The organism is Streptomyces sp. NPDC043896 (assembly GCF_056435605.1).
In genome coordinates this window covers 134,716-161,707 of sequence record NZ_JBWKEE010000022.1, presented here as the reverse complement: position 1 = coordinate 161,707, position 26,992 = coordinate 134,716, and the positions used below count along the sequence as shown (strand labels likewise).

At 74.4% G+C, this 26,992-nt stretch carries 16 protein-coding genes and 2 pseudogenes; 12 read left to right on the top strand and 6 right to left on the bottom strand.

The features are described from left to right. From AC069X_RS28440 to AC069X_RS28425, 4 genes and pseudogenes are all read left to right on the top strand, one after another. A partial coding sequence (locus tag AC069X_RS28440) for an SDR family NAD(P)-dependent oxidoreductase (protein ID WP_478732816.1) occupies positions 1-7,599 on the top strand: 7,599 nt, incomplete at its 5' end. Positions 7,600-7,645: 46 nt separating this feature from the next. Beyond that, positions 7,646-11,209: pseudogene (locus tag AC069X_RS28435) on the top strand (type I polyketide synthase); the annotation flags it as partial. Positions 11,210-11,212: 3 nt separating this feature from the next. Then, the gene (locus AC069X_RS28430) at positions 11,213-13,606 is read left to right on the top strand and encodes a SpnB-like Rossmann fold domain-containing protein (protein ID WP_478732828.1); all 2,394 of its coding nucleotides are present in this window, start codon (positions 11,213-11,215) and stop codon (positions 13,604-13,606) included. Next, a complete protein-coding gene (locus AC069X_RS28425) occupies positions 13,606-14,460 on the top strand; it encodes a metallophosphoesterase family protein (RefSeq protein ID WP_478732814.1) in 855 nt (284 codons plus the stop codon). The genes AC069X_RS28430 and AC069X_RS28425 overlap by 1 nt, the downstream gene beginning before the upstream one ends. 19 nt (positions 14,461-14,479) lie before the next feature. On the opposite strand, the gene AC069X_RS28420 is transcribed toward AC069X_RS28425, so the two are convergent. Beyond that, the gene (locus AC069X_RS28420; RefSeq protein ID WP_478732812.1) at positions 14,480-15,145 is read right to left on the bottom strand and encodes a DUF4097 family beta strand repeat-containing protein; all 666 of its coding nucleotides are present in this window, start codon (positions 15,143-15,145) and stop codon (positions 14,480-14,482) included. A 191-nt stretch (positions 15,146-15,336) separates the two neighbouring features. Further along, the gene (locus tag AC069X_RS28415) at positions 15,337-16,044 is read right to left on the bottom strand and encodes a GbsR/MarR family transcriptional regulator (protein ID WP_478732810.1); all 708 of its coding nucleotides are present in this window, start codon (positions 16,042-16,044) and stop codon (positions 15,337-15,339) included. 221 nt (positions 16,045-16,265) lie between these two features. Here AC069X_RS28415 and AC069X_RS28410 point away from each other — a divergent pair, with 221 nt between their 5' ends. The 3 genes from AC069X_RS28410 to AC069X_RS28400 all read left to right on the top strand — a co-directional run bounded on the left by AC069X_RS28410 (position 16,266) and on the right by AC069X_RS28400 (position 19,698). Beyond that, on the top strand, positions 16,266-17,252 hold the full coding sequence (locus tag AC069X_RS28410; protein ID WP_478732809.1) for a hypothetical protein: 987 nt from the start codon (positions 16,266-16,268) through the stop codon (positions 17,250-17,252). Between the two features lie 201 nt (positions 17,253-17,453). Then, the gene (locus AC069X_RS28405) at positions 17,454-18,233 is read left to right on the top strand and encodes a thioesterase II family protein (RefSeq protein WP_478732807.1); all 780 of its coding nucleotides are present in this window, start codon (positions 17,454-17,456) and stop codon (positions 18,231-18,233) included. A gap of 25 nt (positions 18,234-18,258) precedes the next feature. After that, positions 18,259-19,698: an MFS transporter gene (locus tag AC069X_RS28400; protein ID WP_478732805.1), complete on the top strand. Its 1,440-nt coding sequence runs from the start codon at positions 18,259-18,261 to the stop codon at positions 19,696-19,698. Positions 19,699-19,758: 60 nt separating this feature from the next. On the opposite strand, the gene AC069X_RS28395 is transcribed toward AC069X_RS28400, so the two are convergent. The 4 genes from AC069X_RS28395 to AC069X_RS28380 form a co-directional block, all read right to left on the bottom strand. Next, on the bottom strand, positions 19,759-20,661 hold the full coding sequence (locus AC069X_RS28395; RefSeq protein WP_478732803.1) for an RNA polymerase sigma-70 factor: 903 nt from the start codon (positions 20,659-20,661) through the stop codon (positions 19,759-19,761). Between the two features lie 329 nt (positions 20,662-20,990). Next, positions 20,991-21,173 (bottom strand): DUF5302 domain-containing protein, encoded by a 183-nt coding sequence (locus AC069X_RS28390; RefSeq protein WP_478732801.1) that lies wholly within the window; start codon positions 21,171-21,173, stop codon positions 20,991-20,993. Between the two features lie 109 nt (positions 21,174-21,282). After that, positions 21,283-21,903: an LmbU family transcriptional regulator gene (locus AC069X_RS28385; RefSeq protein WP_478732799.1), complete on the bottom strand. Its 621-nt coding sequence runs from the start codon at positions 21,901-21,903 to the stop codon at positions 21,283-21,285. A gap of 254 nt (positions 21,904-22,157) precedes the next feature. Further along, positions 22,158-22,841 (bottom strand): response regulator transcription factor, encoded by a 684-nt coding sequence (locus tag AC069X_RS28380; protein WP_478732797.1) that lies wholly within the window; start codon positions 22,839-22,841, stop codon positions 22,158-22,160. A 208-nt stretch (positions 22,842-23,049) separates the two neighbouring features. On the opposite strand from AC069X_RS28380, the gene AC069X_RS28375 reads away from it, so the two are divergent. The 5 genes and pseudogenes from AC069X_RS28375 to AC069X_RS28355 all read left to right on the top strand — a co-directional run bounded on the left by AC069X_RS28375 (position 23,050) and on the right by AC069X_RS28355 (position 26,941). Next, positions 23,050-23,286 carry a hypothetical protein gene (locus AC069X_RS28375; protein WP_478732795.1) on the top strand — a complete coding sequence of 79 codons (237 nt, stop codon included), beginning with the start codon at positions 23,050-23,052 and terminating at the stop codon, positions 23,284-23,286. A gap of 98 nt (positions 23,287-23,384) precedes the next feature. Continuing rightward, a pseudogene (locus tag AC069X_RS28370) lies at positions 23,385-23,747 on the top strand (transposase); the annotation flags it as partial. 423 nt (positions 23,748-24,170) lie between these two features. After that, a complete protein-coding gene (locus tag AC069X_RS28365; RefSeq protein ID WP_478732793.1) occupies positions 24,171-24,770 on the top strand; it encodes an LmbU family transcriptional regulator in 600 nt (199 codons plus the stop codon). Between the two features lie 60 nt (positions 24,771-24,830). Then, entirely contained in the window at positions 24,831-25,364 is a 534-nt protein-coding gene (locus AC069X_RS28360) for a PH domain-containing protein (RefSeq protein ID WP_478732791.1), read from the top strand. Continuing rightward, a complete protein-coding gene (locus AC069X_RS28355; protein ID WP_478732789.1) occupies positions 25,361-26,941 on the top strand; it encodes a PH domain-containing protein in 1,581 nt (526 codons plus the stop codon). Before AC069X_RS28360 ends, AC069X_RS28355 begins: the two co-directional genes overlap by 4 nt. Positions 26,942-26,992 lie beyond the last annotated feature (51 nt).

The following is a 26,992-nucleotide window of genomic DNA, read 5'->3' as shown; positions in this document are numbered from 1 at the left end:
CACCTCGTCACCGAACACGGCGTCCGCGACCTCCTCCTCACCAGCCGACGCGGCCAACAAGCCCCCGGCACCACCGAACTCACCGAAGAACTCGCACAGTTGGGCGCCCGGGTACGGATCGCGGCCTGCGATGCAGCCGACCGCACCGCACTCGCCAACCTGCTGGGGTCCATCCCCGCCGACCGGCCTCTCACGGGGGTCGTCCACGTCGCCGGGGTCCTGGACGACGGAACCATCGGCTCCCTGACCGGCGAACGCGTCTCGCGCATCCTCGCCCCGAAGGCCGACGCCGTCGTCAACCTGCACGAGCTGACCCGCGACACGGACCTGTCCGCCTTCGTCGTCTTCTCCTCCGTCGCAGGTGTGTTCGGCGGTGCCGGACAGGCCGGATACGCCGCCGCGAACTCCTTCCTCGACGCCTTCATCGCCGAACGCCACGCGGCGGGCCTTCCCGGCCTGTCGCTGGCCTGGGGCCTGTGGACCGGAGTCGGCGGCATGGGCGACACCCTCACCCCCGAGGACGTCGAACGCATCGGCCGCTCCGGCGTCCAGGTCCTCACCCCCGGTCAGGGCCTCGCCCTCTTCGACGCCGCCCTCACCACCGACGAGGCCCTCCTCGTCCCCGTCCCCCTCGACCTGCCCACCCTGCGCACCCGGAGCCAGGTGCCGGGCCTGCTGAGGTCCCTGGTCAGCGCGCCCCGGCGGCGCGGTGCGGCCGCCACGGCCACGGCCACGGCGACCGGCGGCTCCCTCGCCGACCGGCTGGCCGCCCTCGGGCGGGCCGAACAGCGGTCGCTGCTGCTGGAGTTGGTCTGCACCCAGGCGGCGGTGGTCCTCGGACACGGCGGAGGCGGCGCGGTGGAGGCCGAGCGGGCCTTCCGCGAGCTGGGCTTCGACTCGCTCACGGCCGTCGAGTTCCGGAACCTGCTGATGGGCGAGACGGGCATCCGGCTCTCCCCGACGGTCGTGTTCGACCACCCCAACCCGGCGGCCCTCGCCGAGTTCCTCCGTACGGAGCTGGTCGGCGAGGACGCGGACGCGCGGACCGGCGCCGCGGTGGCCGTCGGCGACGACGAGCCGATCGCGATCATCGGCATGAGCTGCCGCTACCCCGGCGGCGTGGAATCCCCCGAGGACCTGTGGCGGCTCGTCGCCGACGGCCGCGACGGCATCACCGGCTTCCCCGAGAACCGGGGCTGGGACCTCGACGCCATCTACAACCCGGACCCCGAGCACCGGGGCACCTCGTACACCCGCGAGGGCGGGTTCCTGCACGACGTGGCGGAGTTCGACGCGGAGTTCTTCGGGATCTCGCCGCGCGAGGCCCTCGCCATGGACCCGCAGCAGCGGCTGCTGCTCCAGGCCACGTGGGAGGCCTTCGAACGGGCCGGGATCGACCCGAAGGCGATGAAGGGGTCCCGTACGGGCGTCTTCGCCGGGCTGATGTACCGCGACTACCTGACGCGGCTCTCCTCGATCCCGCAGGAGCTGGAGGGCTTCCGCGGGACCGCCAGCAGCGGCAGCGTCGCCTCGGGGCGCGTCTCCTACCTGTTCGGTCTGGAGGGCCCGGCGGTGACGGTCGACACGGCCTGCTCGTCCTCGCTGGTGGCACTGCACCTCGCCGCCCAGGCGCTGCGGCGCGGCGAATGCACGATGGCCCTCGCGGGCGGTGTGACGGTCATGTCCTCGGCCGGCACCTTCGTGGAGTTCAGCCGGCAGCGCGGGCTGTCGGCGGACGGCCGTTGCAAGTCCTTCGCGGACGGCGCGGACGGCACCGGCTGGGGCGAGGGCGTCGGCATGCTGCTCGTCGAACGCCTCTCGGACGCCGTCCGCAACGGACACCCCGTCCTGGCCGTCGTACGCGGCTCCGCCGTCAACCAGGACGGCGCCAGCAACGGACTCACCGCCCCCAACGGACCCTCCCAGCAGCGCGTCATCCGCCAGGCCCTCGACAGCGCCGGCCTCACCACCGCCGACGTGGACGCCGTGGAGGCACACGGGACGGGGACCCGGCTGGGCGACCCCATCGAGGCGCAGGCCCTGCTCGCCACCTACGGCCAGGACCGGGACGCGGACCGACCGCTGTGGCTGGGCTCGGTGAAGTCCAACATCGGGCACACCCAGGCCGCCGCCGGCGTCGCGAGCATCATCAAGATGGTGGAGGCCATGCGGCACGGCACCCTGCCGCGCACCCTTCACGTCGACGCCCCGTCCTCCCAGGTCGACTGGGAGGCGGGAGCGGTGGAACTGCTGACCGAGGACCGCGCCTGGCCCGAGACCGGGCGCGCCCGCCGCGCGGGCGTCTCGTCCTTCGGCATCAGCGGCACCAACGCGCACATCATCCTGGAACAGGCCCCCGAGGCCGACACGGCCGAGGACGCGGCCGCCCGTCCCGCCCCCGACGGCGCCCTGGTGCCGTGGCTGCTCTCGGGCCGTTCGGCCGAGGCGCTGCGGGCGCAGGCGGAACGCCTGCTGGCGTTCGTGGAGGAACGGCCCGAGCTGCGGGTGGACGACGTGGCGTACTCCCTGATGCGGCGGGCCGAGATGGAGCACCGCGCGGTGGTCGTGGGCCGGGACCGCGAGGAGTTCCTCGGCGGCCTGCGCACGCTCGCCCGTGACGGGGCGACCGCTGCGGCTCCGGCCGCCGACGGCCAGGGGCGCGCGGGGAGCAACGGGCTCGCGGTGCTGTTCACGGGCCAGGGCAGCCAGCGGCCGGGCATGGGCCGCGAGCTGTACGAAGCCTTCCCGGTGTTCGCCGACGCGTTCGACGCGGTGTGCGCGGAGCTGGGCGGCGGGGTCAAGGAGACCGTGTTCGGCGAGGACGCCGATGCGCTGGACCGGACGGGTATGACGCAGCCGGCGCTGTTCGCCGTCGAGGTCGCCCTCTACCGGCTCGTCGAGTCGTGGGGCGTGGTGCCGCGCTTCGTCGGCGGGCACTCGGTGGGCGAGATCGCCGCCGCGCACATCGCCGGGGTGCTCTCCCTGGCTGACGCCGCCACGCTGGTCACCGCACGCGGACGCCTGATGGAAGCCCTGCCGGAGGGCGGGGTCATGGTCTCCGTCCAGGCGAGCGAGGATCAGGTCACTCCGCTGCTCGTGCCGGGCGCGGCCGTCGCCGCGATCAACGGGCCCCAGGCCGTCGTGATCTCCGGCGCGCGGGAGGCCGTCGAAGGCGTGGTGGCACGGCTCGCGAAGCAGGGCGTCAAGTCCAAGGCCCTGCGCGTCAGCCACGCCTTCCACTCCCCCCTCATGGACCCCATGCTGGAGGACTTCCGCACCACCATCGCGGGCCTGAACTTCCAACAGCCCGAGATCGCCTTCGTCTCCGCCCTCACCGGCAGCCTGGTGTCCGAGGACATCGCACACCCTGACTACTGGGTCACCCACGTCCGCGAAGCCGTCCGCTTCCACGACACCATCCGCACCCTCGAAGCCGAAGGCGCCACCACCCTCCTGGAACTCGGCCCCGACGCGGTCCTCACCGCCATGGGCCGCCCCTGCCTCACCCACGAGAGCACCGCTCTCGTCCCCACCCTCCGCCGCAACCGGCCGGAGGAGCAGTCGCTGACCACCGCGGTCTCCGATCTGCACCGGCACGGCGTGGACCTCGACTGGGAGGCCCTGTGCGGGATGTCCGTCGACTGGGACACCTTCTTCGCCGAGTCCGGCGCCTCCCGCGTCGACCTGCCCACGTACGCCTTCCAGCGGCAGCGCTTCTGGCTGGAGGACGCCCCGGCGGAGGCCGCCCGGGACGTCGAGTCCGTCGGTCTCAAGCCGGCCGGGCACCCGCTGCTGGGCGCGGCCATCGCGCTGCCCGACTCGGACGGGGTGATGTTCACGGGGCGGCTCGCGGCCCGGGCGCAGGCCTGGCTCGGTGATCACCGGGTGATGGGGAAGCTGGTGGTGCCCGGGGCGGCCGTCGCGGAGCTCGTGGTGCGGGCCGGTGACGAGGCGGGCTGCGGGACCGTGGACGAGCTCACCCTGGAGGCGCCGATGGTGCTTCCCGAGGACGGGGGCGTGCAGTTGCGCGTGCTGGTCGGGGCGGGTGACGCCCAGGGGCTGCGTCCGGTCAGCGTGTTCTCTCGGGCCGAGGAGGCTGCGGAGGACGCCCCGTGGATCCGGCACGCAGCCGGCACGGTGTCCGCGACCGTCGCCGCGCCGGCTGCGGACGCCGGTGCGGCGGTGTGGCCGCCGGCCGGGGCCGAGGCCCTGGACGTGGCCGGGCTGTACGGGACGCTGGGGGCGGCCGGGCTGGAGTACGGGCCGGTGTTCCAGGGGCTGAAGGCCGCCTGGCGGCTCGGCGAGGACGTCTACGCCGAGGTCGCGCTCCCCGAGGCGGCGGCCGCCGACGCGGGCCGGTTCGGCATCCACCCGGCCCTGCTGGACGCCGCCCTGCACGGCATCGGGCTCGGCTCCTTCGTCAACGCCGACGGCGGGGGCGGGGCACGGCTGCCGTTCGCCTGGACGGGGGTCGCACTGCACGCCTCCGGGGCTTCCGCCCTGCGGGTACGGATCGCCCCGGCCGGAACCGATGCGGTCTCGCTGACGCTCACCGACCAGGCCGGAGCACCCGTCGCCACGGTGGAATCGCTCGCACTGCGCGCCGTATCGGCGGGGCAGTTGGAGGACGGCTCCCTGCGGGACGCCCTGTTCCGGCTGGACTGGGCCGAGGCGGCGCTGCCCGAGACGGCGCCCTCGGTGGCGGCGGGCGCCGCGTGGGCGCTGCTGGGCGGCGGGGACGCGTACGCGGCCGGGGTGCTGCGCGGTGCCGGGGTCGGCTTCGAGGCGTACGCGGGTCTGGGCGCGCTGGCCGCCGCGGTGGATGCCGGGGCGGTGGTGCCGGAGGTCGTGGTGGTGCCCGTCGCGGGTGACGCGGAGGGGGCCGGGGCGGCCGCGCCGGAGCGGGTGCGGGAGCTGGTCGGCCGGACGCTGGCGCTGCTCCAGGAGTGGCAGGGCGACGAGCGGTTCGCCGGGTCGCGGCTGCTGTTGCTGACGTCGGGCGCGGTCGTGGCGCGGGGCGGTGAGGCGGTGCACGATCTGGCCGCGGCGGCCGTGTGGGGTCTGGTGCGGTCGGCGCAGGCCGAGAACCCGGGCCGGATCGTGCTGGCGGACGGCCCGCACCGGGAGGCGTCGGTCGGGGAGGTGTCGCCCAAGGAGGCGTCGGCCGGGGATCTGGGCTGGAACCGGCTGTCGGCCGCGCTGGCCGGGGACGAGGCCCAGTTCGCGCTGCGCGACGGGGTGTTCCTCGTGCCGCGGCTGGCGCGGGCGCGGGCCGGGGAGGTGCTGGCGGTGCCGGGCGGCGGGGAGCCGTGGCGGCTGGACGTGCGGGGCCGGGGGACGCTGGAGAACCTGGCGCTGGTTCCGGCGCCGGAGGCGGCCGGGCCGCCGGCGGCCGGTCAGGTGCGGATCGGGGTGCGCGCGGCGGGCCTCAACTTCCGTGACGTGATGCTGTCGCTGGGCCTGTACCCGGGTGAGTTCGTACTCGGCGGCGAGGGTGCCGGTGTGGTCCTGGAGACGGGCCCGGGGGTGACCTCGGTGAAGCCGGGCGACCGGGTGATGGGGATCTTCGACGGGGCGTTCGGTCCGGTGGCCGTCGCCGACGCGCGCAGCGTGCACCGGATCCCGAAGGGCTGGAGCTTCGCCCAGGCGGCGGCCGTGCCGATCGTGTTCATGACGGCGTACTACGGGCTGGTGGACCTGGCGCGGGCGCGGCGGGGTGAGCGGGTGCTGATCCACGCGGCGGCCGGCGGTGTCGGCATGGCGGCCGTGCAGCTGGCCCGGCACCTGGGTCTGGAGGTGTACGGCACGGCCAGTCCGGGGAAGTGGGACAAACTGCGGGCGGCGGGGCTGGACGGGGCGCACATCGCGAACTCGCGGACCCTGGACTTCGAGGGTGCGTTCCTGGAGGCGACCGGCGGGCGGGGCGTGGACATCGTCCTGGACTCCCTGGCCCGGGAGTTCGTGGACGCCTCGCTGCGGCTGCTGCCGGGCGGGGGCCGGTTCCTGGAGATGGGCAAGACGGACATCCGGGTGCCGGCGGAGGTCGCGGAGCTGCACCCCGGGGTGGAGTACCGGGCGTTCGACCTGGTGGACGCGGGTCCGGAGCGGATCGGCGAGATGCTGGCCGCGCTGGTCGAGCTGTTCGAGAGCGGTGCGCTGTCGCCGCTTCCGGTGACGACGTGGGACGTCCGGCAGGCGAAGGAGGCGTTCCGGTACGTCAGTCAGGCCAGGCACACCGGCAAGGTGGTGCTGACGGTTCCGGCGCCGCTGGACCGGGACGGCACGGTGCTGGTCACGGGTGGTACGGGTGCGCTGGGCGGGCTGCTGGCCCGGCATCTCGTACGGGAGCACGGGGTGCGGCGGCTGCTGCTGACGAGCCGGCGCGGGCCGGAGGCGGCCGGGGCGGCGGAGCTGACGGCCGAGCTGGCGGGGCTGGGCGCGCACGTGGAGGTCGCCGCGTGTGACGTGGCGGATCCGCAGGCGCTGGCCGGGCTGCTCGCGGGGGTCCCGGCGGAGCATCCGCTGACGGCGGTGGTGCACACGGCCGGTGTCCTCGACGACGGGATCCTCGGGTCGCTGACCGGGGAGCGGCTGGAGCGGGTGCTGCGGCCCAAGACGGCGGCGGCGCTGGCGCTGCACGAGCTGACACGGGACCTGGACCTGGCGGCGTTCGTGCTGTTCTCCTCGGCGGCCGGAGTGTTCGGCAATCCGGGTCAGGCGAACTACGCGGCGGCGAACGCCTCGCTGGACGCGCTCGCGCAGCGGCGGCGGGCGCTGGGTCTGCCCGCGGTGTCCCTGGCGTGGGGCATGTGGGAGGAGGCCAGCGAGATGACGGCCCACCTGGTGGCCGGGGAGGGTTCGCGGACGGCGCGGGGCGGTGCTCCGGCGCTGTCCTCCGAGGAGGGGCTGGCCCTGTTCGACACGGCGCTCGCGGACGGTTCGGCGGTGCTGGTGCCGGCGCGGCTGGACCTGCGGGCGGTGTCGGGGGCGGCCGGTCCGGTGCCGCCGCTGCTGCGGGGGGGTCTGGTGCGGTCCGGTGCCCGGCGGGCCGCGGCCGCGGCTGCGCGGGCCGAGGGCGGGGCGTCGCCGGCGGAGCGGCTGGGCGGGCTGCCGGCGGCGGCGCGGGAGCGTGCACTGCTGGAGATCGTCCGGGAGAACACGGCCGTGGTGTTCGGTCACGCGAGTGCCGACACGGTCGACGTGCACAAGCCGTTCAAGGACCTGGGCATCGACTCGCTGACGGCGCTGGAGCTGCGCAACCGGGTGACGGCGGCGACGGGGCTGCGGCTGCCGCCGACGGTGGTCTTCGACTGCCCGACCCCGGCGGCGCTCGCGGCGCGGCTGCGGGAGGAGTTCGCCGGGTCGGACGAGCCGGCGCCGCCGGCGGTGCTGTCGGACATCGACCGGCTGGAGTCGGCGTTCGGTTCGGTGGACGCGGCCGACGAGGCGGCGGTCGGGGCGCGCCTGCGGGAGCTGCTCGCCGCCTGGAACGCGCGGACGGCGTCCGCGGTGCCGGAGCCGGCCGACGGGACCGACATCGAGTCGGCGACCGCGGAGGACCTGTTCGACCTGCTCGACGGCGAGCTGGGAGCGCTCTGACGCCGCGCCCCCCGTACGAGCCCCCAGTCCCGCCGGCCAGAACCTGTTGGAGCGATTCCACGTGACGAACACCAGCCAGAACAACGAGGCCAAGCTCCTCGACTACCTGAAGAGGGCCACGGCCGACCTGCGTGAGACGAAGCGCCGGCTCGGCGAGGCGGAGGCCCGGGCGGAGGCGAAGGAGCGGGAGCCGATCGCCATCGTCGGCATGAGCTGCCGTTTCCCGGGCGGGGCGGATTCCCCGGACGGGCTGTGGGAGCTGGTGCGGCGCGGCGGGCACGGCCGGTCGCCGTTCCCGGAGAACCGGGGCTGGGACGTGGACGCCCTGTTCGACGAGGACCCGGGCCGGCCGGGGACCTCGTACGTGAAGGAGGGCGGGTTCCTGCACGGGGCCGTCGACTTCGACGCGGGGTTCTTCGGGATCTCGCCGCGCGAGGCGCTGGCGATGGACTCGCAGCAGCGGCTGCTGCTGGAGGGGGCGTGGGAGGCGTTCGAGGACGCGTCGATCGACCCGGCGTCGGTGCGGGAGACGGACGTCGGCGTGTTCGCCGGGGTCATCCACCACGACTACGTGACCCGGCTGGCGCAGGTCCCGGAGGGGCTGGGCGGCTATCTGAGCACGGGCAGCGCGGGCAGTGTGGCCTCGGGGCGGATCGCGTACACGCTGGGGCTGGAGGGTCCGGCCGTGACGGTGGACACGGCCTGCTCGTCGTCGCTGGTGGCGCTGCACCTGGCGGTGCAGTCGCTGCGGCGCGGGGAGTGTGCGCTGGCGCTGGCGGGCGGGGTGACGGTCATGTCGTCGCCGGGGGCGTTCGTGGAGTTCAGCCGGCAGCGCGGGCTGGCCGCCGACGGGCGCTGCAAGTCCTTCGCGGACGGCGCGGACGGCACGGCGTGGGGTGAGGGCGTCGGGATGCTGCTGGTGGAGCGGCTGTCGGACGCGCTGGCCAACGGGCACGAGGTGCTGGCGGTGGTGCGGGGTTCGGCCGTCAACCAGGACGGTGCGAGCAACGGTCTGACGGCGCCGAGCGGGCGGGCGCAGCAGCGGGTGATCCGGCAGGCCCTGGAGAGCGCCGGTCTGGGTTCCGCCGATGTGGACGTGGTGGAGGCGCACGGGACGGGGACCCGGCTGGGGGATCCGATCGAGGCGCAGGCGCTGCTGGCGACGTACGGTCAGGGCCGGGAGGCGGACCGGCCGTTGTGGCTGGGGTCGGTGAAGTCGAACATCGGGCACACGCAGGCGGCGGCCGGTGTGGCGGGTGTGATCAAGATGGTGCAGGCGATGCGGCACGGCACGCTGCCGCGCACCCTGAACGTGGACGCCCCGTCGAGGCAGATCGACTGGTCGATGGGGTCGGTGGAGCTGCTGACGGAGGAGCGGGCCTGGCCGGAGACGGGCCGGGCCCGGCGGGCGGGGGTGTCCTCGTTCGGGATGAGCGGGACGAACGCGCACGTCATCCTGGAGCAGGCGCCGCAGGCGGAGACGGAGCCGGAGCCGGAGGCTGCCGAGGGGGTGCCGGCCGCCGGGGTGGTGCCGTGGCCGCTGTCGGGCCGTACGGAGGGGGCGCTGCGGGCGCAGGCCGCCCGGCTGGCGGCGCACCTGGAGGCGGGTGCGCCGGTGCGGCCGGCCGACACCGGTTTCTCGCTGGCGACGGGCCGTTCCTCCTTCGAGCACCGGGCGGTGCTGCTCGGTTCGGAGCCGGAGGAGTTCCGTACGGCGCTGGCGGCGCTCGCGGCGGGCGGGCCGGCGCCGGGGCTGGTCCGGGGGGCGGCGGAGAACGGGGCGTACGGGCGGGTGGCGTTCGTCTTCCCCGGGCAGGGCGCCCAGTGGGCGGAGATGGCGGTGGGGCTGCTGGACGGCGCTCCGGTGTTCCGGGCGCGCATGGAGGAGTGCGCGGCGGCGCTGGCCCCGCACACGGACTGGTCGCTGCTGGACGTGCTCACGGGGAAGCCGGGGGCGCCGACGCTGGAGCGGGTGGACGTGGTCCAGCCGGCGCTGTGGGCGGTGATGGTGTCGCTGGCGGCGCTGTGGCGTTCGTACGGGGTGGAGCCCTCGGCGGTCGTCGGGCATTCTCAGGGCGAGATCGCGGCGGCCGTGGTGGCCGGGGCGCTGTCGCTGGAGGACGGCGCTCTGGTGGTGGCCCGGCGCAGCCGGGTGCTGACGGGGCTGTCGGGGCGCGGCGGGATGATGTCGGTGGCGCTGCCGCAGGAGCGGGTGGCGTTCGACGTGGCCGGGTACGCCGACCGGGTGGCGGTGGCCACGGTCAACGGGCCGGCGGCGACGGTGGTGGCGGGCGAGCCGGACGCGCTGCGGGAGATGAAGGCCGCCTACGAGGCGGAGGGGGTGCGGGCGCGGATCATCCCGGTGGACTACGCCTCGCACTCCCCGCAGGTCGAGTCGATCCGGGAGCGGCTGCTGGAGGTGCTGGCTCCGGTGCGGGCGCGCCGGCCGGAGCTGCCGCTGTACTCGTCGGTGACGGGTGACGTCGTGGAGAGCGCGGTCCTGGACGCCGAGTACTGGTACGAGAACCTGCGGCGCACGGTGCGGTTCGAGGGTGCGGTGCGGGCGCTGCTGGCCGACGGGCACCGCTACTTCGTGGAGGTCAGTCCGCATCCGGTGCTGACCCTGGGCATCACCGAGACCCTGGACGCGGCGGCCGGTGGCGGCGGTGCGGTGGAGCGGGCGGCGGTCGTGGAGTCGCTGCGCCGTGACGACGGGGGCCTGGACCGGTTCCTGGCGTCGGTGGCGGAGCTGTACGTGCAGGGCGGGCCGGCGGACTGGCGGCCCGCGTTCGAGGGGCACCGGCCGCGGCGGGTGCCGCTGCCGACGTACGCGTTCCGGCACGAGCCGTACTGGCTGGAGAACGCGCCCGGGGCGGGCGGGGCCGGTACGTCCGGGATGGCGGCGACGGGGCATCCGCTGGCGGCGTTCCGGCTGGATCTGCCGGAGGCGGGGGCGGTGCTGTTCACGGGCGCGGTGTCGGCGCGCAGCCACCCGGAGTTCGCCGTGTCGGGCGGGGTGCCGGTGGAGGCGCTGGTGGAGGCGGCGCTGGCGGTGGGCGGTGAGGTCGGGCTGCCGGAGGTGGCGGAGGCCGCCGCGGAGGCGGCGCTGGTGCTGCCCGAGCGGGGCGGGGTCCGGCTCCAGCTGCTGGCGGAGGCCCGGGACGAGGCGGGCCGGCGGCGGCTGACGGTGTCCTCGCGGGCCGAGTCGGCGGACGCGGAGGAGCCGTGGGTGCGGCACCTGACGGCCGTTCTGGCGCCGGGCCGGGTGCCGTCCTCCGGGCCGGCCGAGTGGCCTCCGGCGGGCGCGGAGCCGCTGGCGGAGGCCGAGGAGCACCCGGCGGTGGAGCGGGCCTGGCGGCGCGGCGAGGAGTTCTTCGCGGAGGTCTGCCTGCCGGGCGGGGTGCGGGGGCGGGCGGGGGCGTACGCCCTGCACCCGGCGTTGCTGGAGGCGGCGCTGCACCCGGTGCTGGCCGTGGCGGACGGGCCGCTGGTGGCGGGGGCGTGGAGCGGTACGGCCCTGTACGCGACGGGGGCCGCCTCGCTGCGGGTGCGGGCGGTGCGCGGTGCGTTCGGGGTGGTGGCGCTGGAGCTGGCCGACGCGGAGGGCGGTGCGGTGGCGGCGGCGACGGTGACGCTGTCGGAGGCGCCGGGCGGCCGGACCGGGCGTCCCGTCATCCCGCTGGCGGTGGTGTGGGAGCGGGCGGCGGAGGCTGCCGAGGCGGTGCCGGGTCCGCGTCGGGCGCTGCTGGCGGGGGCGGTCGGCGGGGGCGGTCCGTCGCCGCTGCCGGACTGTGACGGGGCGCCCGTGTACGCGGGGCTGCCCGCGCTGCTGGCGGCGGCGGACGGGGGCCTGCCGCCGGAGCTGGTGCTCGCCCGCCGCGCGGAGCCGTCCCCCGGCGGGGAGTTGTCCGGCCGGGCGGTGGCGGAGGCGGTGGAGGAGGTGCGGGAGCTGGTCGGTGCCTGGCTCGCCGAGGAGCGGCTGGCCGGTTCGGTGCTGGCGGTGGTGACGGGCGGGGCCGAGGAGGTGCTGCCCGGGGAGGGCGTCGGCGACCTCGCCGGGGCGGCCGTGCGCGGCTTCGTGCGGTCGGTGCAGGCGTGGCTCGCGGGTGCGGGTGCGGGCCGCATCGTGCTGGTGGACGTGGACGACAGCGACGCGAGCCGCAAGGCCCTGGTGCGGGCGCTGGGCGGCGGTGAGCCGGACGTGGCCCTGCGGGACGGGGTCGCGTACGCGCGGCGGCTGGTGCGGGCCGGGTCCGTGACGCCGGGGTCGGGTGCCGGCGGGCCGGGGACGGTCCGGCTGAGCGGGGCCGTGGAGGGGCCGCGCGCCGAGGAGAGCGCCCGGCACCTGGTGGAGGCGTACGGCGTACGGCTGGTCGGGCCGGGTGAGGAGGCGGCCGGGGTCGTGCACCTGACGGGTCCGGGCGGGCCCTCGCTGGAGGCGTCGGTGGATGCCGCGCTCGCCCTGGACGGGCACACGACGCCGCTGGCGTTCGTGACGACCGTCGGGTCGGCCGTCGGTGCGGGCGGTCCGGAGGACTGCGCGGTGCTGGGTTCGTTCCTGACGGCGTTGGCGGCCCGCCGCCGCGCGGCCGGTCTGCCGGCGGCGGTGGTGGGCTGGGGCGCCGACGCGGACGGTTTCCCGGCGGGGCTCGCGGCCCCGGTGGGCGGGGACGGCCCGGACCTCCTCGGGCACGCCCTCGCGCGGAGCCTGACCCTGGTCGCGGCGCGCGCCGAAGCGGGGCCGCTGCGGGAGGGCGGGGCCGCCGTGCCGGCGCTGCTGCGGACGCTGGTCGCGGAGCGGCCCCGGCGGGCCGCCAACCGGCTCGTGGAGGACGGGATTTCGCCGCGCGAGCGGCTGGCGGCGCTGCCCGCCGGGGAGCGGGCCGGGGCGCTGACCGCGCTGGTGCGGGCCCACGCGGCCGGTGCGCTGGGGCACGCCGACCCGGAGGCGCTGTCGGTGGAGCGGTCCTTCACCGAGCTGGGCTTCCAGTCGCTGACGGCGCTGCAGCTGGTGCGTTCGCTGCGGGAGGCGACCGGGCTGACGCTGGCCCCGGTGACGGTCTTCGACCACCCGTCGGTGACCCGGCTGGCCGGGCACCTGGCGGGGCTGCTGGCGGAGCGGGACGGCGCGGGCGGACCTGCGGGCGGACCTGCGGGCGCACCGGCGGGCGGATCGCAGGGGGCTCCGGCCGCGGCGGCCGCGGCCGGGGGGACCTTCGCGGGGCTGCTGCGCGGGGCGCACGCGCAGGGCCGTACCGCCGAGGGCGCGGCGCTGCTGATGGCGGCGGCCGAGCTGCTGCCCGGCTACGACGCGCGGTCGGGGGTGGAGCGGTGGCCGGCTCCCGCGCGGCTGGCGCCGGGGCGGGAGGGCGCGGCGGGGCTGTTCGCGTTCCCGTCGCTGGGCGCGGCTTCGGGCCCGCACGAGTTCCTCGCGCTGGCGGCGGCCCTGGAGGGGCGCCGGGGGCTGACGGTGCTCGGGCACCCCGGTTTCGGGGGTGAGCCGGTGCTGCCGCGGAGCCGGCGGGCGCTGGTGCGGGCGCAGGCGGAGGCGGTCGCGGAGGCGGCCGGCAGCACGCGTCCGGTGCTTCTGGGACACTCCTCCGGTGGGTGGGTCGCGCACGCCGTGGCCCGCGAGCTGCTGGAGATCGGCCGGGAGGCGGCGGCGGTGGTACTGCTCGACACGTACGCGCGGGGCGAGAACGGTCACGGGCTGGCGGTGCTGACGGAGCGTCTGCTGGATCCGGACAGCCCGCTGGGGGTTCCCGACGACGGGCGGCTGCTGGCGATGGGCGGCCATCTGCGGGTGTTCGCCGACTGGACGCCCGAGCCGGCGGCGGCTCCCACGCTGCTGGTGCGCGCCTCGGCGTCGGCGGCCTCGGGCGCGGGCGGCTGGGAGTACGCGGACCACCTGGCGGAGGTGGCCGGCGACCACTTCTCGCTGCTGGGCGCTGACTCGGGCGCCGTGGCCGGTGTGGTGGACGGCTGGCTGCGGGAGGTGGCCGGCTGATGGCGGCGGCCCCGGCCGGACGGCTGCTGGCCGTGTCCGACCTGCACGTGGTCCACGCGGAGAACCGCAAGCTGCTGGAGGAGCGGATCGTGCCCGGGTCGCCCGGGGACTGGCTGCTGGTGGCCGGGGACGTCAGTGAGACCTCGTCCGAGATCGAGTGGGCGCTGGGGCTGCTGCGCGAGCGGTTCGCGCAGGTGGTGTGGACGCCGGGCAACCACGACCTGTGGACTCCGGACGACGACCCGGTACAGCTGCGGGGGGAACCCCGGTACCGGTACCTGGTGGAGATGTGCCGTCGGCTGGGGGTGCTCACGCCGGAGGATCCGTACCCGGTGTGGGAGGGTCCCGGCGGGCCGGTGGTGGTGGCGCCGCTGTTCACGCACTACGACTACTCGTTCCGCGACCCGGCCCTGACGAAGGAGGAGTCGCTGGCCGCCGCCCACGCGTCGGGGGTGGTGTGCACGGACGAGTTCCTGCTGCACCCGGAGCCGTACCCGGACATGGACAGCTGGTGCCGGGCCAGGGTGGCCGCAACGGCGGCCCGGCTGGACGCCGTGGACCCGGCGCTGGGGACGGTGCTGGTGAACCACTACCCGCTGGTGCGGGAGCCGACCGACATCCTGCGCTACCCGCAGTTCGCGCAGTGGTGCGGGACGACGCTGACGGCGGACTGGCACCTGCGCTACCGGGCGGTGGCCGTGGTGTACGGGCACCTGCACATCCCGCGCACGACGTACCACGACGGGGTGCGCTTCGACGAGGTGTCCATCGGCTATCCGCGCGAGCGCAGGCAGCGGGGCCTGCCGCGCGGGGTGGTGCGGGACGTCCTGAGGCCCCGCGAGGGCGGGGCCTGAGCGGCGGACGGGGCTGCGGTCAGGCGGTGAGGGCGGTGATGTCGCCGTAGGAGGTGGTGGCGTGGATGCTGAGCACCTCTCCTTCGCCGGTGTTGCGCAGGGCGTTGCCGACGCGGCCGTACCCGGTGCCGGCGTCGAGGGAGGCGGCGGTGCCGCGGGCGGCGGTGACGGAGATGTCGCCGTGTTCGGTGGCCAGGGTGAGGGTGCCGCCGGTGGCCTCGGCGACGGTCAGGTCGCCCTTCTGGACACGGATGTCGGCCGGGCCGGCCAGCCGGCCGATGGCGACGTCACCGGCGGCCAGGGTCAGCTGCACCCCGGCGGCCTCGTCGAGCTTGACGGTGCCGTGGGCGCTGTCGAGGGTGACCTCCCCCAGACGGCCGACGCCGCGGAACTCGGAGCTGGCGGTCTTCGCCCGGACGTGCGAGCCGGCCGGGAGCTGGACGGTGACCTCGATGGAGCCGGAGGCGCCGAACAGCTGGTTCCGGTGCGGAGAGCCGATGCGCAGGACGCCGTCTCGGTACTCGACGGTGGTCTCCTCGGCGGCCTTCACGTCGCGGCTCTTGCCGGCGTCGGCGGGGAGGACCTCGACCGTGGTGTCCGCGCGGTCGGCGGCGATGAAGCGGATGTTGCCGGCCGGGACGTCGAGGACGGCGGTGATCGCGGCGGGGGTGACGAAGTTCGGCATCGTTTCGTTCCTTCGGGCTCGTTGCTGCGTGTTTCCGACGAGAGAAACACTACGTAGCCTTCACATGTCGAGCAACAACCACGTTGCACGAGATGCACATCTCCGCAGGTCACAACGCTAGAATCGTTGCATCACCCCTGAATTCAACGCAACGAACGCCATCCTTCCGTTGCAACGGGCGACGGTGAACGCTACGGCGTCCCACCCCTCCGCCACTCCTCCGCCGCCTCGACCATGCTCCGGCCCACGTGCCCGAAGAAGTCGCCGATGTCCTGCATGCGGCTCCCGGCGGGGGTGGACGTGCCGAGGGTGCGGGCGCTGCGGCGGGCGAAGTCGGCCAGCAGGGCGTTCTGCCGGGCGCTGGCCATCCAGCCGCGGAACCAGGCGTCGGCGTCGATGACGTACCGGTCGCGGCGCCGGCCGGGATCGCGCTCCCGCCGGATGAGCTCCTGCTGTTCGAGTTCGCCGACGGCCTTGGAGACGGAGGCCGCGCTGACCTGGAGGCGGGAGGCGAGCTCGGCGGCGGTCAGGCTGCCCTCGTCGGTGACGTACAGGCAGGTGAGCACCCGGGCCGTCATCCGCGGCAGGCCGGTGCCGACCATCATCGCCGTGAACCGCTCCTCCACCTCGCGCACGGCTTCGGGGTCGCGCCCGTGCGCGTCCTCCACGCCCGGGGACGCGGCCGCCGGGGTCCGCCCGCCGCGCCGGGCGCGCCCGGCGGTCGCCCGGTGCGCCGCGTCGGCCCGGTAGGCGGCGGCGCCGCCGTTGCGGGCCACTTCCCGGGTGACCGTGGAGACGGGCCGGTCCAGGCGGGCGGCGATCTCGGAGTACGTGTGCCCCGCCGCCAGCCCCTCGGCGATCCGCCGTCGTTCCTCGTGCGTCAGCCTGCCTCCGGGCACCGGCCACCTCCGTCGTCGCGTCCCGCCGTGTCGGTGGCCAGTATTGCTTTCGACGGCAGTTCATTGCAAACACCTCGCCACGGGTTTGCATTAGATCTCACAGTCATTGCAAATCTTTGAACCGCCTGACCTGCATGGTTGCAAGCATGGCCGGGGTTGTTGATTGACCGATGACTGAAAGCTAATTAGCTTTCAGTCATCCGCGAAACAAGGAGCCCGCGATGAATTCCGTCCTCACCCCGCTGCGCGCCTGGCACCGCCCCCTGGTGGTCTGCGCCGCGCTCATGCTCGGCCTGGTCCTCGTCTCCGGCGTGGGGCTCCTGGTCGACGGCCGGACCCTGCTGGGCCGGCCGGTCTGGGCCAAGCCGCTCAAGTTCGGCCTCGCCTTCGCCGCCTACACGGGCACGCTGGCGTGGCTGCTGACGAAGCTCGGCCGGGGCCGGCGGCTCGGGCAGTGGTCCGGGACCGTCTTCGCGGTGGCCGCGGCCGCGGAGGTCGGCGCCATCACCGTCCAGGCGGCGCGCGGCACCTTCAGCCACTTCAACGCCGACCAGGACGACCCGGTCACCCGCGCCCTGGTCCCCGTCCTCACCTTCGGCGTCATGGTGATCGTCATCGCGCAGCTCGTGCTGGCGGTCGTCGTACTGGTCCAGCGCGGCGGCGGGGCCGCCCTGAACCGGGCCCTGCGCGCGGGGCTGGCCCTGGCCACCTTCGGGATGCTCGTACCGGTCTACTGGATGACCACCCACATCAGCGCCCGGACGGTGACCGACGCCCACGGCCGCCCCGTACCGATGTACCAGGGCCACGGCATCGGCGACCCCGACGGGCACGGCATGCCGCTGACCGACTGGAGCGTGACCGGGGGCGACTTCCGGGTCCCGCACTTCTTCGCCCTGCACGGCATCCAGGTGCTCCTGCTGGTCGCCGCCGTCCTGGCCGCCCTGGCCGCCGAGCGCGTCTGGCTGCGCGACGAGAAGGTGCGCGCCCGGCTGGTCGGCTGCGCCGTCCTCGGCTACGGCGGGCTCGTCGCGGTGGTCACCTGGCAGGCCGGGCGCGGCCAGTCCCTGGTCCACCCGGACGCGGCCACCCTCCTCGCCCTGGCCGCGGTGGCGGTGCTCACCGCGGCGTCCGGTGCGGCGGTGGCCGTCACCGCCAGGCGGCGCGCGGCCTCCGCCGCACCGGCCGGGACCGCCCTCGCCGCCTGAACCTGCCGCTCCGGGCACGCCGGTCACGCCGGCGGCCCAGGGCGGCCCGGTCGACCGGCCGTCAGACGATCGGCCAGGGACGTCCCAGCGGATCTCGACCGGGGTCCTAGGCGGGACTGGTGGCGTGGAGGGCGAGGAGTCCGTCCGTCTGCGCGGTGCGCTCCTCCGCCGACGACGGACGAGAGAAACGGACGCTTCCCCATGGCGGACCCCCAGGCTCTGCGCGACCTGTGGCTCAGGCAGTACCACCCGGCTGCGGACGGGGCGGTGACCCTGGTCTGCTTCCCGTACGCGGGCGGCGCCGCCAGCTACTTCCACCCGCTCTCCGAGGCGCTGTCGCCCGGGGTGCGGGTGCTGGCCGTCCAGTACCCGGGCCGCCAGGACCGTCGCGCCGAGCCGGTCCGTACGCGCGTGGACGCGCTGGCGGACGAGATCGCCGGGGTCCTCTCGTCCGGCGTCCCCGGCCCGATGGTCTTCTTCGGCCACAGCATGGGCTCGACGCTCGCCTACGAGACCGCGCTGCGGCTGGAGGCCGGGGCGCCGTCCGGGGCACGAGTGCTCGGGCTGGTCCTGTCGGGGCGCCGGGCGCCGGGGACGGTCCGTGAGGAGACCGTCCACCTGCGGGACGACGCCGGGATCATCGAGGAGGTCGTACGCCTCGACGGGACCAGCGCGGCGCTGCTGGCCGACGAGGACGTCGTCGCGATGGTGATGCCGGCGCTGCGCGGGGACTACACCGCGGTGGAGACCTACGTCCCCTCCGCGGGAGCGCGGCTGCGCTGCCCCGTCAGCGTGCTCACCGGGGACGCCGACCCGCAGGTGACGGCCGAGGAGGCCGCCGCCTGGGCGGAGGTGACGGACGGGCAGTTCCGCCTGCGCACCTTCCCGGGCGGCCACTTCTACCTCAACGCGCGGCGGGACGCGGTGAACGCGGCCCTGGCCGAAGACCTGGCCGCGTTCGCCCGGCCGGCCCGAGTGTGACCTGCCACCCCTCTTGGAGATTCAGTTGAGCAGTACTCCCGCCCGTCCCTCCTTCGGGACGGTCATCCTCGCCGTGTCGCTGCCGATGTTCATGGTGGCCCTCGACAACCTGATGGTGACCAACGCACTGACCGCGATCCGCGCCGAGCTGGGCGCCTCGGTCGAGGACCTCCAGTGGATCACCAACGCGTACATCCTGGGCTTCGCCGGCCTGCTGCTGGCGGCGACCGCGCTCGGTGACCGCTTCGGCCGCAAGCGCGTCTTCGTCTCCGGGATCGTCGTGTTCGCCCTCACGTCGGTCGGCGGCGCGCTGTCCTCGTCGACGGAGGCGCTGATCCTCTTCCGCGCCCTCCAGGGCATGAGCGCGGCCGCGGTGATGCCGCTGTCGCTGACGCTGCTGGCGATGGCGGTGCCGGCGGAGAAGCGCGGCGCGGCCATCGGCCTGTGGAGCGGCATCAGCGGTCTGGCGGTGGCCCTTTCGCCGCTGATCGGCGGTGCGATCACCTCGGGCCTCGACTGGCAGTGGATCTTCTGGGTGAACGTGCCGGTGGGCGTCGTCGCGGTCCCGCTCGTCCTCAGGGCGGTCTCCGAGAGCCGGGGCGCGCCGGTGAAGCTGGACCTGCCGGGCCTGGTGCTGGCCTGCGCCGGTGTGGTGTCCCTGGTGTGGGCCATCGTCAACGGCCACGAGAAGGGCTGGGGTTCGGCCCCGGTCGTGTCCGCGTTCGCGGCGGCGGTGGTGCTCCTGGTGGCGTTCGTCCTCTGGGAGCGCAAGGCCCCGGCACCGCTGCTGCCGCTGGGCTTCTACCGGATCCGCGCGTTCACCCTGTCCAACGTGGTCTCCCTGGCCGTGTACTTCGGGATGTTCGGCGCGACGTTCCTGATCGCCCAGTACCTCCAGACCGGTCTCGGGCACTCGGCGTTCGTGGCGGGCCTGTGGACGCTGCCGTGGGCGGTCATGCCGATGCTGATCGCCCCGCAGGCGGGCAGGCTCGCCGCCAGGGTCGGCGCGGGCCGGCTGATGGCGCTGGGGCTGGCGGTCTCCGGCGTGGGTCTGGCCTGGTTCGCCCTGGTCGTCGGGGTCGGCACCTCGGACTGGGCGTTCGTCGGCCCGTTCGTCCTGGCCGGCGCGGGCATGGGTCTGGTCTTCGCCCCGACGGCGACGGTGGTGATGGGAGCGGTCGAGCCGCAGCACATGGGCAAGGCCTCGGGCGCCAACACCACCGTCCGCGAGCTGGGCGGGGCGCTCGGCATCGCGGTCCTGGCGAGCGTCTTCGCGGCGCGGGGCGACTTCGGCGGCCAGCAGCGCTTCGTGGACGGCCTGGTCCCGGCGATCTGGATCGCGGTCGCCGTGGTGTTCGTGGGTGCCCTGTTCGCCCTGGCCATCCCGCGTCCGAAGCCGGCGGCGGCCCCGGCTGCCGCCCCGGCCGCCCCGCAGGCGCAGCAGCCGGCGGGTGCGCCGGCGTAACCGCCCTCCGGTCCGTCACGGCGGCCTCCCCGCTCCCGCGGGGAGGCCGCCGTCGTGTGCTCAGTGCCGGGTGAGCGTGGTCTCGGAGGCCACGCGGTCCAGCTTCTCGGGGTTGCGCACGTAGTAGAGGCCCGTGATGCGGGCGTCCTCGACGCGGACCGCCATCACGCCGTCGACCTCACCGTCCAGGCTGATGAGGAGGGCGGGGCTGCCGTTGACCACGGTGGGGACCATGGTGATCTCGCGCTTGTTCTTGCCGAGGCCGCCGATCATGAAGCGGACGACCTTGTCGGCGGTGGTGATCGGGCGCAGTGCGGCCTGCTTGATGCCGCCGCCGTCGCTCACCAGGACGACGTCCGGGGCGAGTACGTCGAGCAGGCCCTGCGGGTCGCCGGTCTCGATCGCCCGCCGGAACGACTCCAGGGCCGCGCCCGCGACGCTCGCGGGGACCGCCTGGCGGGGGCGGCGGGCGTCGACGTGCTTGCGTGCGCGGTGCGCGATCTGGCGTACGGCGGCGGGGCTCTTGTCGACGGCGGCGGCGATGTCGTCGTAGCCGACGTCGAAGGCCTCGCGCAGGACGAAGACGGCGCGTTCGGTCGGGGAGAGCGTTTCGAGGACGAGCATCATGGCCATCGACAGGCTTTCGGCGAGTTCGATGTCCTCGGCGACGTCCGGTGCGGTGAGCAGCGGTTCGGGCAGCCACTGGCCGACGTACGCCTCTTTGCGGCGCTGCAGGGTGCGCAGCCGGTTGAGGGCCTGGCGGGTGGTGATCCTGACGAGGTAGGCGCGCCGGTCGCCCACCTGCTCCAGGTCGACCTTGACCCAGCGCAGCCAGGTCTCCTGGAGGACGTCCTCGGCGTCGGCGGCCGAGCCGAGCATCTCGTAGGCGACGGTGAAGAGCAGGTTGCGGTGGGCGACGAAGGCTTCGGTCGCCGGGTCGGTGGGGTGGTCGTGGGCTTCCACAGCAAGATCCTTTTCGTTGGCAGCCGGGCTATCGGATCACACCGGGTGCCGGAACGGCAGGGGTCGCGGTGCGCAGCCGGTCCCGGCGCCCGGCGTCCTCGGCCCACCAGGTGCGGGTGCGGAAAACCGCCGGAACCGAGGGGCCGGTTTGTTTACCGTCGGATTTCCGGCGGCAGGGGCGGCACGTAGGCGGCGCCGCACCGCGTACGCGTTCCAGGAATACTCGGGCGGAATTCGAGCGGCCGCACGGGCGAAAAAAGGAAAAAGGCCGCCGCGGTCCGATGGGCAGATCGGACCGCGGCGGCCTCGGGAAATGGATTCCGGGCGGGTCAGCCGGCCTTGCGGCGGAAGCTGCGGGTCTGGCCGCTCGGGCCGTTGTATCCCTTGAGCTTCAGGCGTCCCTCGGTGTTGGCCTGCTGGGAGCGGGCGTTACGGGCCTTGCGCTCCAGAGCCTCACGGAACTTCTCCTTGCCTTCGGCCGTGGCGGCGCTGTTTTCCGGCGTATCGGTCACGAATTACCTCCCGTGTTGTTTCCGGAGCGGGCTCAGTGTGGCATCCGGGCGGTCGCGCGGCGAGCTCTTTTCCCGAGCGGGCCGGCCGGTCGCACCCGGCCCGCCGGGCTCATGCGGAACGCGAGGCCAGCACGCCCGGCTCGTGCCGGGGCACGGCCCGTACGGGTGCGCCGCCCTCCAGGACCGCGGCGGCGGCGCGGTCGAGGATGGACATGGCCCAGCCCGGCAGGTCCTGCTCCATGTCCGCCGCCGCGCTGGCCCAGCGCTGGCGCCGGTCGCGGGAGACGTTCACCTGGATCCGCATGGTGAGGGCGCCGGCGTCGCCGTGCTCGTCCGCCTCGCGGGCGGCCTTCACGCGGGCGCGCAGGAAGTTCCGGGACCAGTTGAGCCGCTCGGCCCGGTCCATCCAGTAGTTCTGCTCCTGCTCCGGCAGGCTCGCCAGTTCGGCGTGGTGCTGGAAGCTCAGGGCCGGGCGTCTGCGCACGGGGGCGAACCGGCGTGCCACCCAGGCGTAGTTCCGCAGGGTCTGGTAGTCGAGGTCGGTCTCCTCGACCGCCCGCCGGTAGCGGTCCGGATAAGCGGACTGGCCGTACACGAGCCAGTCGCCGAGCCACCAGGCGGAGGAGTCGGCGGCGGCGAAGAGCCGGTCACCGATCTTCCGCCAGTCGTCCATGGATATTCCGGCAGGCATGTCGAGTGCGGTCCGCCGGGCGGAAACCTGCTCCACCACTTCGGTACACCTCTCGCCGGTCAAACGCGAGGCCTGGCGGAAGATTCCGAACCGCTCCCTTGTTTTTGTATCGCCCATTGTCTTTAAATCCCCCATGACGATCCTTCAGAGCCATTGATTCCTTGAGACGGTCAACACCACTGTACCCAGCCTCAAGTGCATCCTGACCAGTCCGCGTCCCTCCTTGGCGGGGCCGGACGCGGCTCCGGTAACCGTTCCGAGTGCAACGCGGCCGCGGGGGCGTGCGGCCGGTTTCAGAAGCGGTCTTCGGGATTTCCGGCGTCGTGCACGAAGAGCGCGACCTGGACCCGGTTGTTGAGGCCGAGTTTGGTCAGGATGCTGGAAACGTGGGTCTTGACGGTGGACACTCCGAGGTACAGCGCCTCGCCGATCTCCGCGTTCGACTTGCCCTGGCCGATGCCGAGGGCGACGGCCCGCTCCCGCTCGTTGAGGACCGACAGCCGTTCCTCGGCGTCCCGCTTGCGTCCGCCGTCGGGCAGGGACACGACCCGGTCGATGAGCCGCCGCATGACGGCGGGCGACAGCACCGGCTGCCCGGAGGCCACGCGCCGGATCGCCGCGACGATCTCCGCCGGCGGGGTGTCCTTCAGGGCGAAGCCGGCCGCACCGGCGCGCAGGGCGCGGAGCACGTACTCGTCGGCGTCGAAGGTCGTCAGTACGAGGACCTCGGGGGCGTCGCTCATCGCGCGCAGCGCCTCCGTGGCCGCCAGCCCGTCCATGACCGGCATGCGGATGTCCATCAGGACCACGTGGGGGCGGTGTTCGCGCACCAGCGCGATGGCCTCGGCGCCGTCACCGGCCTGGGCCACGATGCGCAGGTCCCCGGCTCCGCCCAGCATCACCGAGAGTCCCATGCGCACCAGAGGGTCGTCGTCGGCGATCAGCACGTCGACCGCGGACTGCTGGGCTGAGGTCATGCGGCGAGCATAACCGCAGCGGAACCACCCCTTCACCGACGGAGGGGGCCGTGCGCGGCGGCGGGGCCGGGACCGGGCGGCGCGGCACGTAAGTCGGCCCGCGGAAGGGACTTTGGTCTCGTCGGCGGCCGGACCGCGGTGCTTCGGTCGGCCCCCCGTGTACCGGTGAGGGATCTGCGGGGCGCACGGGGTTTCCTAGCCTGACGGCATGCCAAAATTCGTTCAGTTCGCGGGAGTCTTCCTCGTCGTCGCCGGGATCAGCGGCACCATCGACCGGTTGGCGACGCAGCCCTTCCTGAGTCCCGTGCTCAACTTCGTCAACCTGTACGTCACCCCCCACATCTCTTCTCTCCAGGGGTACGAGGTCATCTGCAACCTCTCGCTTGCGGTCCTGGGAGTCATCCTGGTCATCGTCGCCGACGGTGCCCGAAAGACCGCCGGCTGAGCCGTGGCGCGCACCGTGTGCCGTGAATCCGCCGGACACCATCCTTAAGAGCAGGACGACGGCCGCAGAACCGTGTCCTACGTGGTGAGGTGATCGCCGTGGCGGCCAGCGGCCGGGGCACGTGGAGTTGGATCGTTCCGGATGAGCTGTGGGAGGTGGCGAGACCGCTGATCCCACCGCCCCGGGTGCGGCCGCAGGGCGGCGGCACCCAGGACTGCCCGGACGAGACCCTCTTCGCCGCGATCGTGTACGTGCTGGTCAGCGGCTGTGCCTGGCGGGCGTTGCCGCCCTGCTTCGGCATCTCGAAGTCGACCGCCCACCGCCGGTTCGGGAGCTGGACGCGGTCCGGGATGTGGGGGCGGCTGGCGGAGTCGGCGGCCCGGCGGCCCGGCGGTTCCGAGGTGCCGGCCCTGACGCGCCTGCTCCTGGACTCGGCGCTCGCCCGGTTCGAAGGGGCGGGGACGACGGCGCCGTACGCGGGCGTGGCGGCCCGGCGCAATCCGCGGTGCGCCCTGTGCCCGTACCGTCCGAGCTGCTCTTCCTCGTCGTCGGTCCATCCGGTGTCCGGGTACTGAGGGCACCCGCCGAGCGGCGGCCGGGGGCCCTCCGGCGGCCTAATCGCCCGTCACCACATGGGACACGGCCTTCGGGCGTGACATCGTGTTCCCACCGGGACGGCACCGGGCGCGCGCCGCCCCGCGGCTCACGGACGTCCACGACTGTCCCGCCGGCGGGACGCGAGCGGGACACGAGCGAGTCCGGACCATCCTCATAGGACCGCAGACCACGATCAGAGCTGCGGGTTTACAGCCCCTTTACCACCCTTGTGTGAATTCGAGAGCCACACGACCGGCCGTCGAATTCAGTGAAAGGAGCAGAACGACATGCTCGACCACGCCAAGGCGAACCCCGTCTCCCCCACCCCCGCGGCGTCCGGTCAGGCAATCCGAAGAAGAACGGCCCTTTCGATTTCGCGCGGCATGTCCATGGAGGCCTGGAGCAGCCTGGGACAGCAGCTGGAGGCGATTTCCAACTCCTCGTCCTGGTGGCTCGGGGACTGGCTCATCTACGGCCAGAGCGAATTCCCGAACCGCTACAAGCACGCCATCGCGCAGACGTCGCTCGACTACCAGACCCTGCGGAACTACGCCTGGGTCGCGCGCAGTTTCCAGCCGCACCAGCGGCTGGCCGGGCTGAGTTTCCAGCACCATGCCGAGGTCGCCGGAATGGAGGCCGAGGAGCGGGGCCGGCTGCTGAGCCAGGCGGCGGAGCACGGCTGGTCCCGCAACGAGCTGCGGCGGCAGGTCCGGGCGCGCAGGGCACCGGTCGAGGAAGAGCGTGCCGTTCCGCTGAAGATCAAGCCGAACGACGACCAGCGGGAGCGCTGGCAGGCCGCCGCCCAGCACACGCGGCAGGACCTGCTGACGTGGATCACGGCGGCTCTCGACGACGCCGTGGAGTCCGTTCCGGGCATCGGCGCCTGAGCGTTCACAATCCGGGCGGTGCCCCTCGTGGGACGGCACGTCCGCGGTGACGATGACGGCATGAATGGAGCAGAGGCGCCCGTCGCGGCGCCGCCGACCGGAACGCTGTACGACCGACTCCGCCCGCCCCGCCACCGCGTGGAGAGACGGGCCGTCTGGTGGTGGACGATCCGGGTCGTCATCTCCATGGCCGTGGTCGTCGGGGCGCTGGGGCTGACGTACTGGCTCTGGGACGCGTCCCGGCCCTGGACGGGGCCGGGGCTCGTCCTCCTGACGGTGTGCCACGTGGTCACCGGGGCGGTCATGCCGGGCTGGCGGTACCGGGTCCACCGCTGGGAGAGCACCGGCCGGGCCGTGTACGACCTGAAGGGCTGGCTGGTGCGGGAGTGGCGCATCGTCCCCGTCTCCCGCATCCAGAGCGTGGACGTGGTCCGCGGCCCCGTGCAGCAGTGGCTCGGCCTGGCCACGCTCCGGGTGGTCACCGCCTCCCACGAGGGCCACGTCAAGATCGTCGGCCTGGACGCCGACGTGGCCGCGCGGACCGCCGAGGAGCTGACCGAGCTCACCCAGGCCACGCCCGGGGACGCCACGTGAGCGCCGTGGACACCGGGCGGACGGCGGCCGCGGCGCCCGGATCGGACGCCGGCGGACGCGACGCCGACGAGGTGCCCTGGCAGCGCCTGGACGGGCGGCTGATCTGGGTCAACCTGGTGCGGCTCCTGCTGTCGACGGCGCCGACCGTCCTGTCCGTCGTCTTCTTCGGCACCGGACGGCGGCTGTCCGACCTGTGGCCCGCGCTGACCGCCACCGGGATCGGCGTGTTCATCAGCGTCGGCGACGTCGTGCGGTGGGTGCGCACCCGGTACCGGGTCACCGGGGAGCTCGTCGAGATCAGGACGGGCCGCCTCATGCGGGTCTACCGGCAGGTGCCGCGCGACCGCATCCGCGCCGTCGACCACAAGGCCCGGCTGCGCCACCGGCTGGCGGGCCTGCGCGTGGTGGTCATCAGCTCCGGCGGGACCCGGCCGGCGCTGCGGCTGGACGCGGTCTCCAAGGACACCGCGCAGGCCCTGCGCGAGGAGCTGATGCGCGGGGTCCCCGACCCCGGGGCGGAGCCGGCCGAGGCCTTCCGGGAGACGCCCATCGCGCGGGTGCGCTGGTACTGGATCTTCTACAACGTCATCAACATCTGGGGGATCCTCGTCGGCGCGCTGATGCTGTGGAGCCTGGACGGCATGGCGGAGCTGGTGAACCTCGACCTGACCGGTGCGATCGGCGGCGTCGTCGACCGCCTCGCCCCCGGGCGCTGGGGCTCGTACGCGCTGTGGGGCGCCGTGGTGTTCCTGCTCGGCTTCCTCGCCCTGGCCGCCGGGTTCGTCACGGACAACTGGCACTTCCTGCTGGTACGCAGGTTCAAGGACGAGGGCAGCGAACTCATCACCCGGCAGGGGCTGATGTCCACGCGGGAGGTGCACCGCGACGACGGCCGGCTGCGCGGGGTGCAGCTCAGCGAGCCGCTGTTCTGGCGCTGGATCGGGCTCACCGAGACGGCGGTCATCTCGACCGGGCTCGCGAGCTGGTCCCTGACCGGGGAGCCGGCGAGCAGCATCCTGCCGCGCGGCCCGGTCCGGGAGGCCAGGCGGGTCGCGGCGATGGTGCTGCCCGGCCCGGAGCGTCCGCTGGAGGCGGAGTTGCGCCGGCACCCGCCGGGCGCGCTGGTGCGGCGGCTGCTGTGGGCGGTGGCCCTGTGCGCCGGGCTCTCGGGCCTGACGGCCTGGCTGGGTGCCACGGGCGCGGTCCCGGGGTGGGTGTGGGCGGTGCCGCTGTGGGCGCTGCCCCTGGCCGTGGCGGGGGCCGTGGTCGCGTACCGGGCCCTGGGGCACGCGTACGCGGACCCGTACGTCGTCATGCGGCACGGGCTGTCGCGGCGGCAGACCTCGGCGCTGCGCCGGGAGGCCGTCCTCGGGCTGCGGATCCGCCAGTCGCTGCTCCAGCGGGGGCTGGGACTGGTGAGCGTGGCCACGCCGACGGCTGCCGGGCTGCGCGTCTACCAGGCGCCCGACATGAGCGTCGGGCAGTTCACGGAGCTGGTCGGCGAGGCGGTTCCCGAACTGCTCTCGGAGTTTCTCGAAGGCGGTGCGCGGGAGGATTTCGCCGGCCCCGGAAAGTAATGCGCGGCAACGGCTCCCGGCCCTCTGACCGATACGGAATGATCTGGGTCG

What these genes read in the sequence shown, in the direction of transcription:
- AC069X_RS28425 (WP_478732814.1), top strand. Translation starts at nt 13,606, where the DNA reads ATGGCGGCGGCCCCGGCCGGACGGCTGCTGGCCGTGTCCGACCTGCAC.
- AC069X_RS28365 (WP_478732793.1), top strand. Translation starts at nt 24,171, where the DNA reads ATGCTCGACCACGCCAAGGCGAACCCCGTCTCCCCCACCCCCGCGGCG.
- AC069X_RS28410 (WP_478732809.1), top strand. Translation starts at nt 16,266, where the DNA reads ATGAATTCCGTCCTCACCCCGCTGCGCGCCTGGCACCGCCCCCTGGTG.
- AC069X_RS28360 (WP_478732791.1), top strand. Translation starts at nt 24,831, where the DNA reads ATGAATGGAGCAGAGGCGCCCGTCGCGGCGCCGCCGACCGGAACGCTG.
- AC069X_RS28375 (WP_478732795.1), top strand. Translation starts at nt 23,050, where the DNA reads ATGCCAAAATTCGTTCAGTTCGCGGGAGTCTTCCTCGTCGTCGCCGGG.
- AC069X_RS28380 (WP_478732797.1), bottom strand. Translation starts at nt 22,841, where the DNA reads ATGACCTCAGCCCAGCAGTCCGCGGTCGACGTGCTGATCGCCGACGAC.
- AC069X_RS28405 (WP_478732807.1), top strand. Translation starts at nt 17,454, where the DNA reads ATGGCGGACCCCCAGGCTCTGCGCGACCTGTGGCTCAGGCAGTACCAC.
- AC069X_RS28420 (WP_478732812.1), bottom strand. Translation starts at nt 15,145, where the DNA reads ATGCCGAACTTCGTCACCCCCGCCGCGATCACCGCCGTCCTCGACGTC.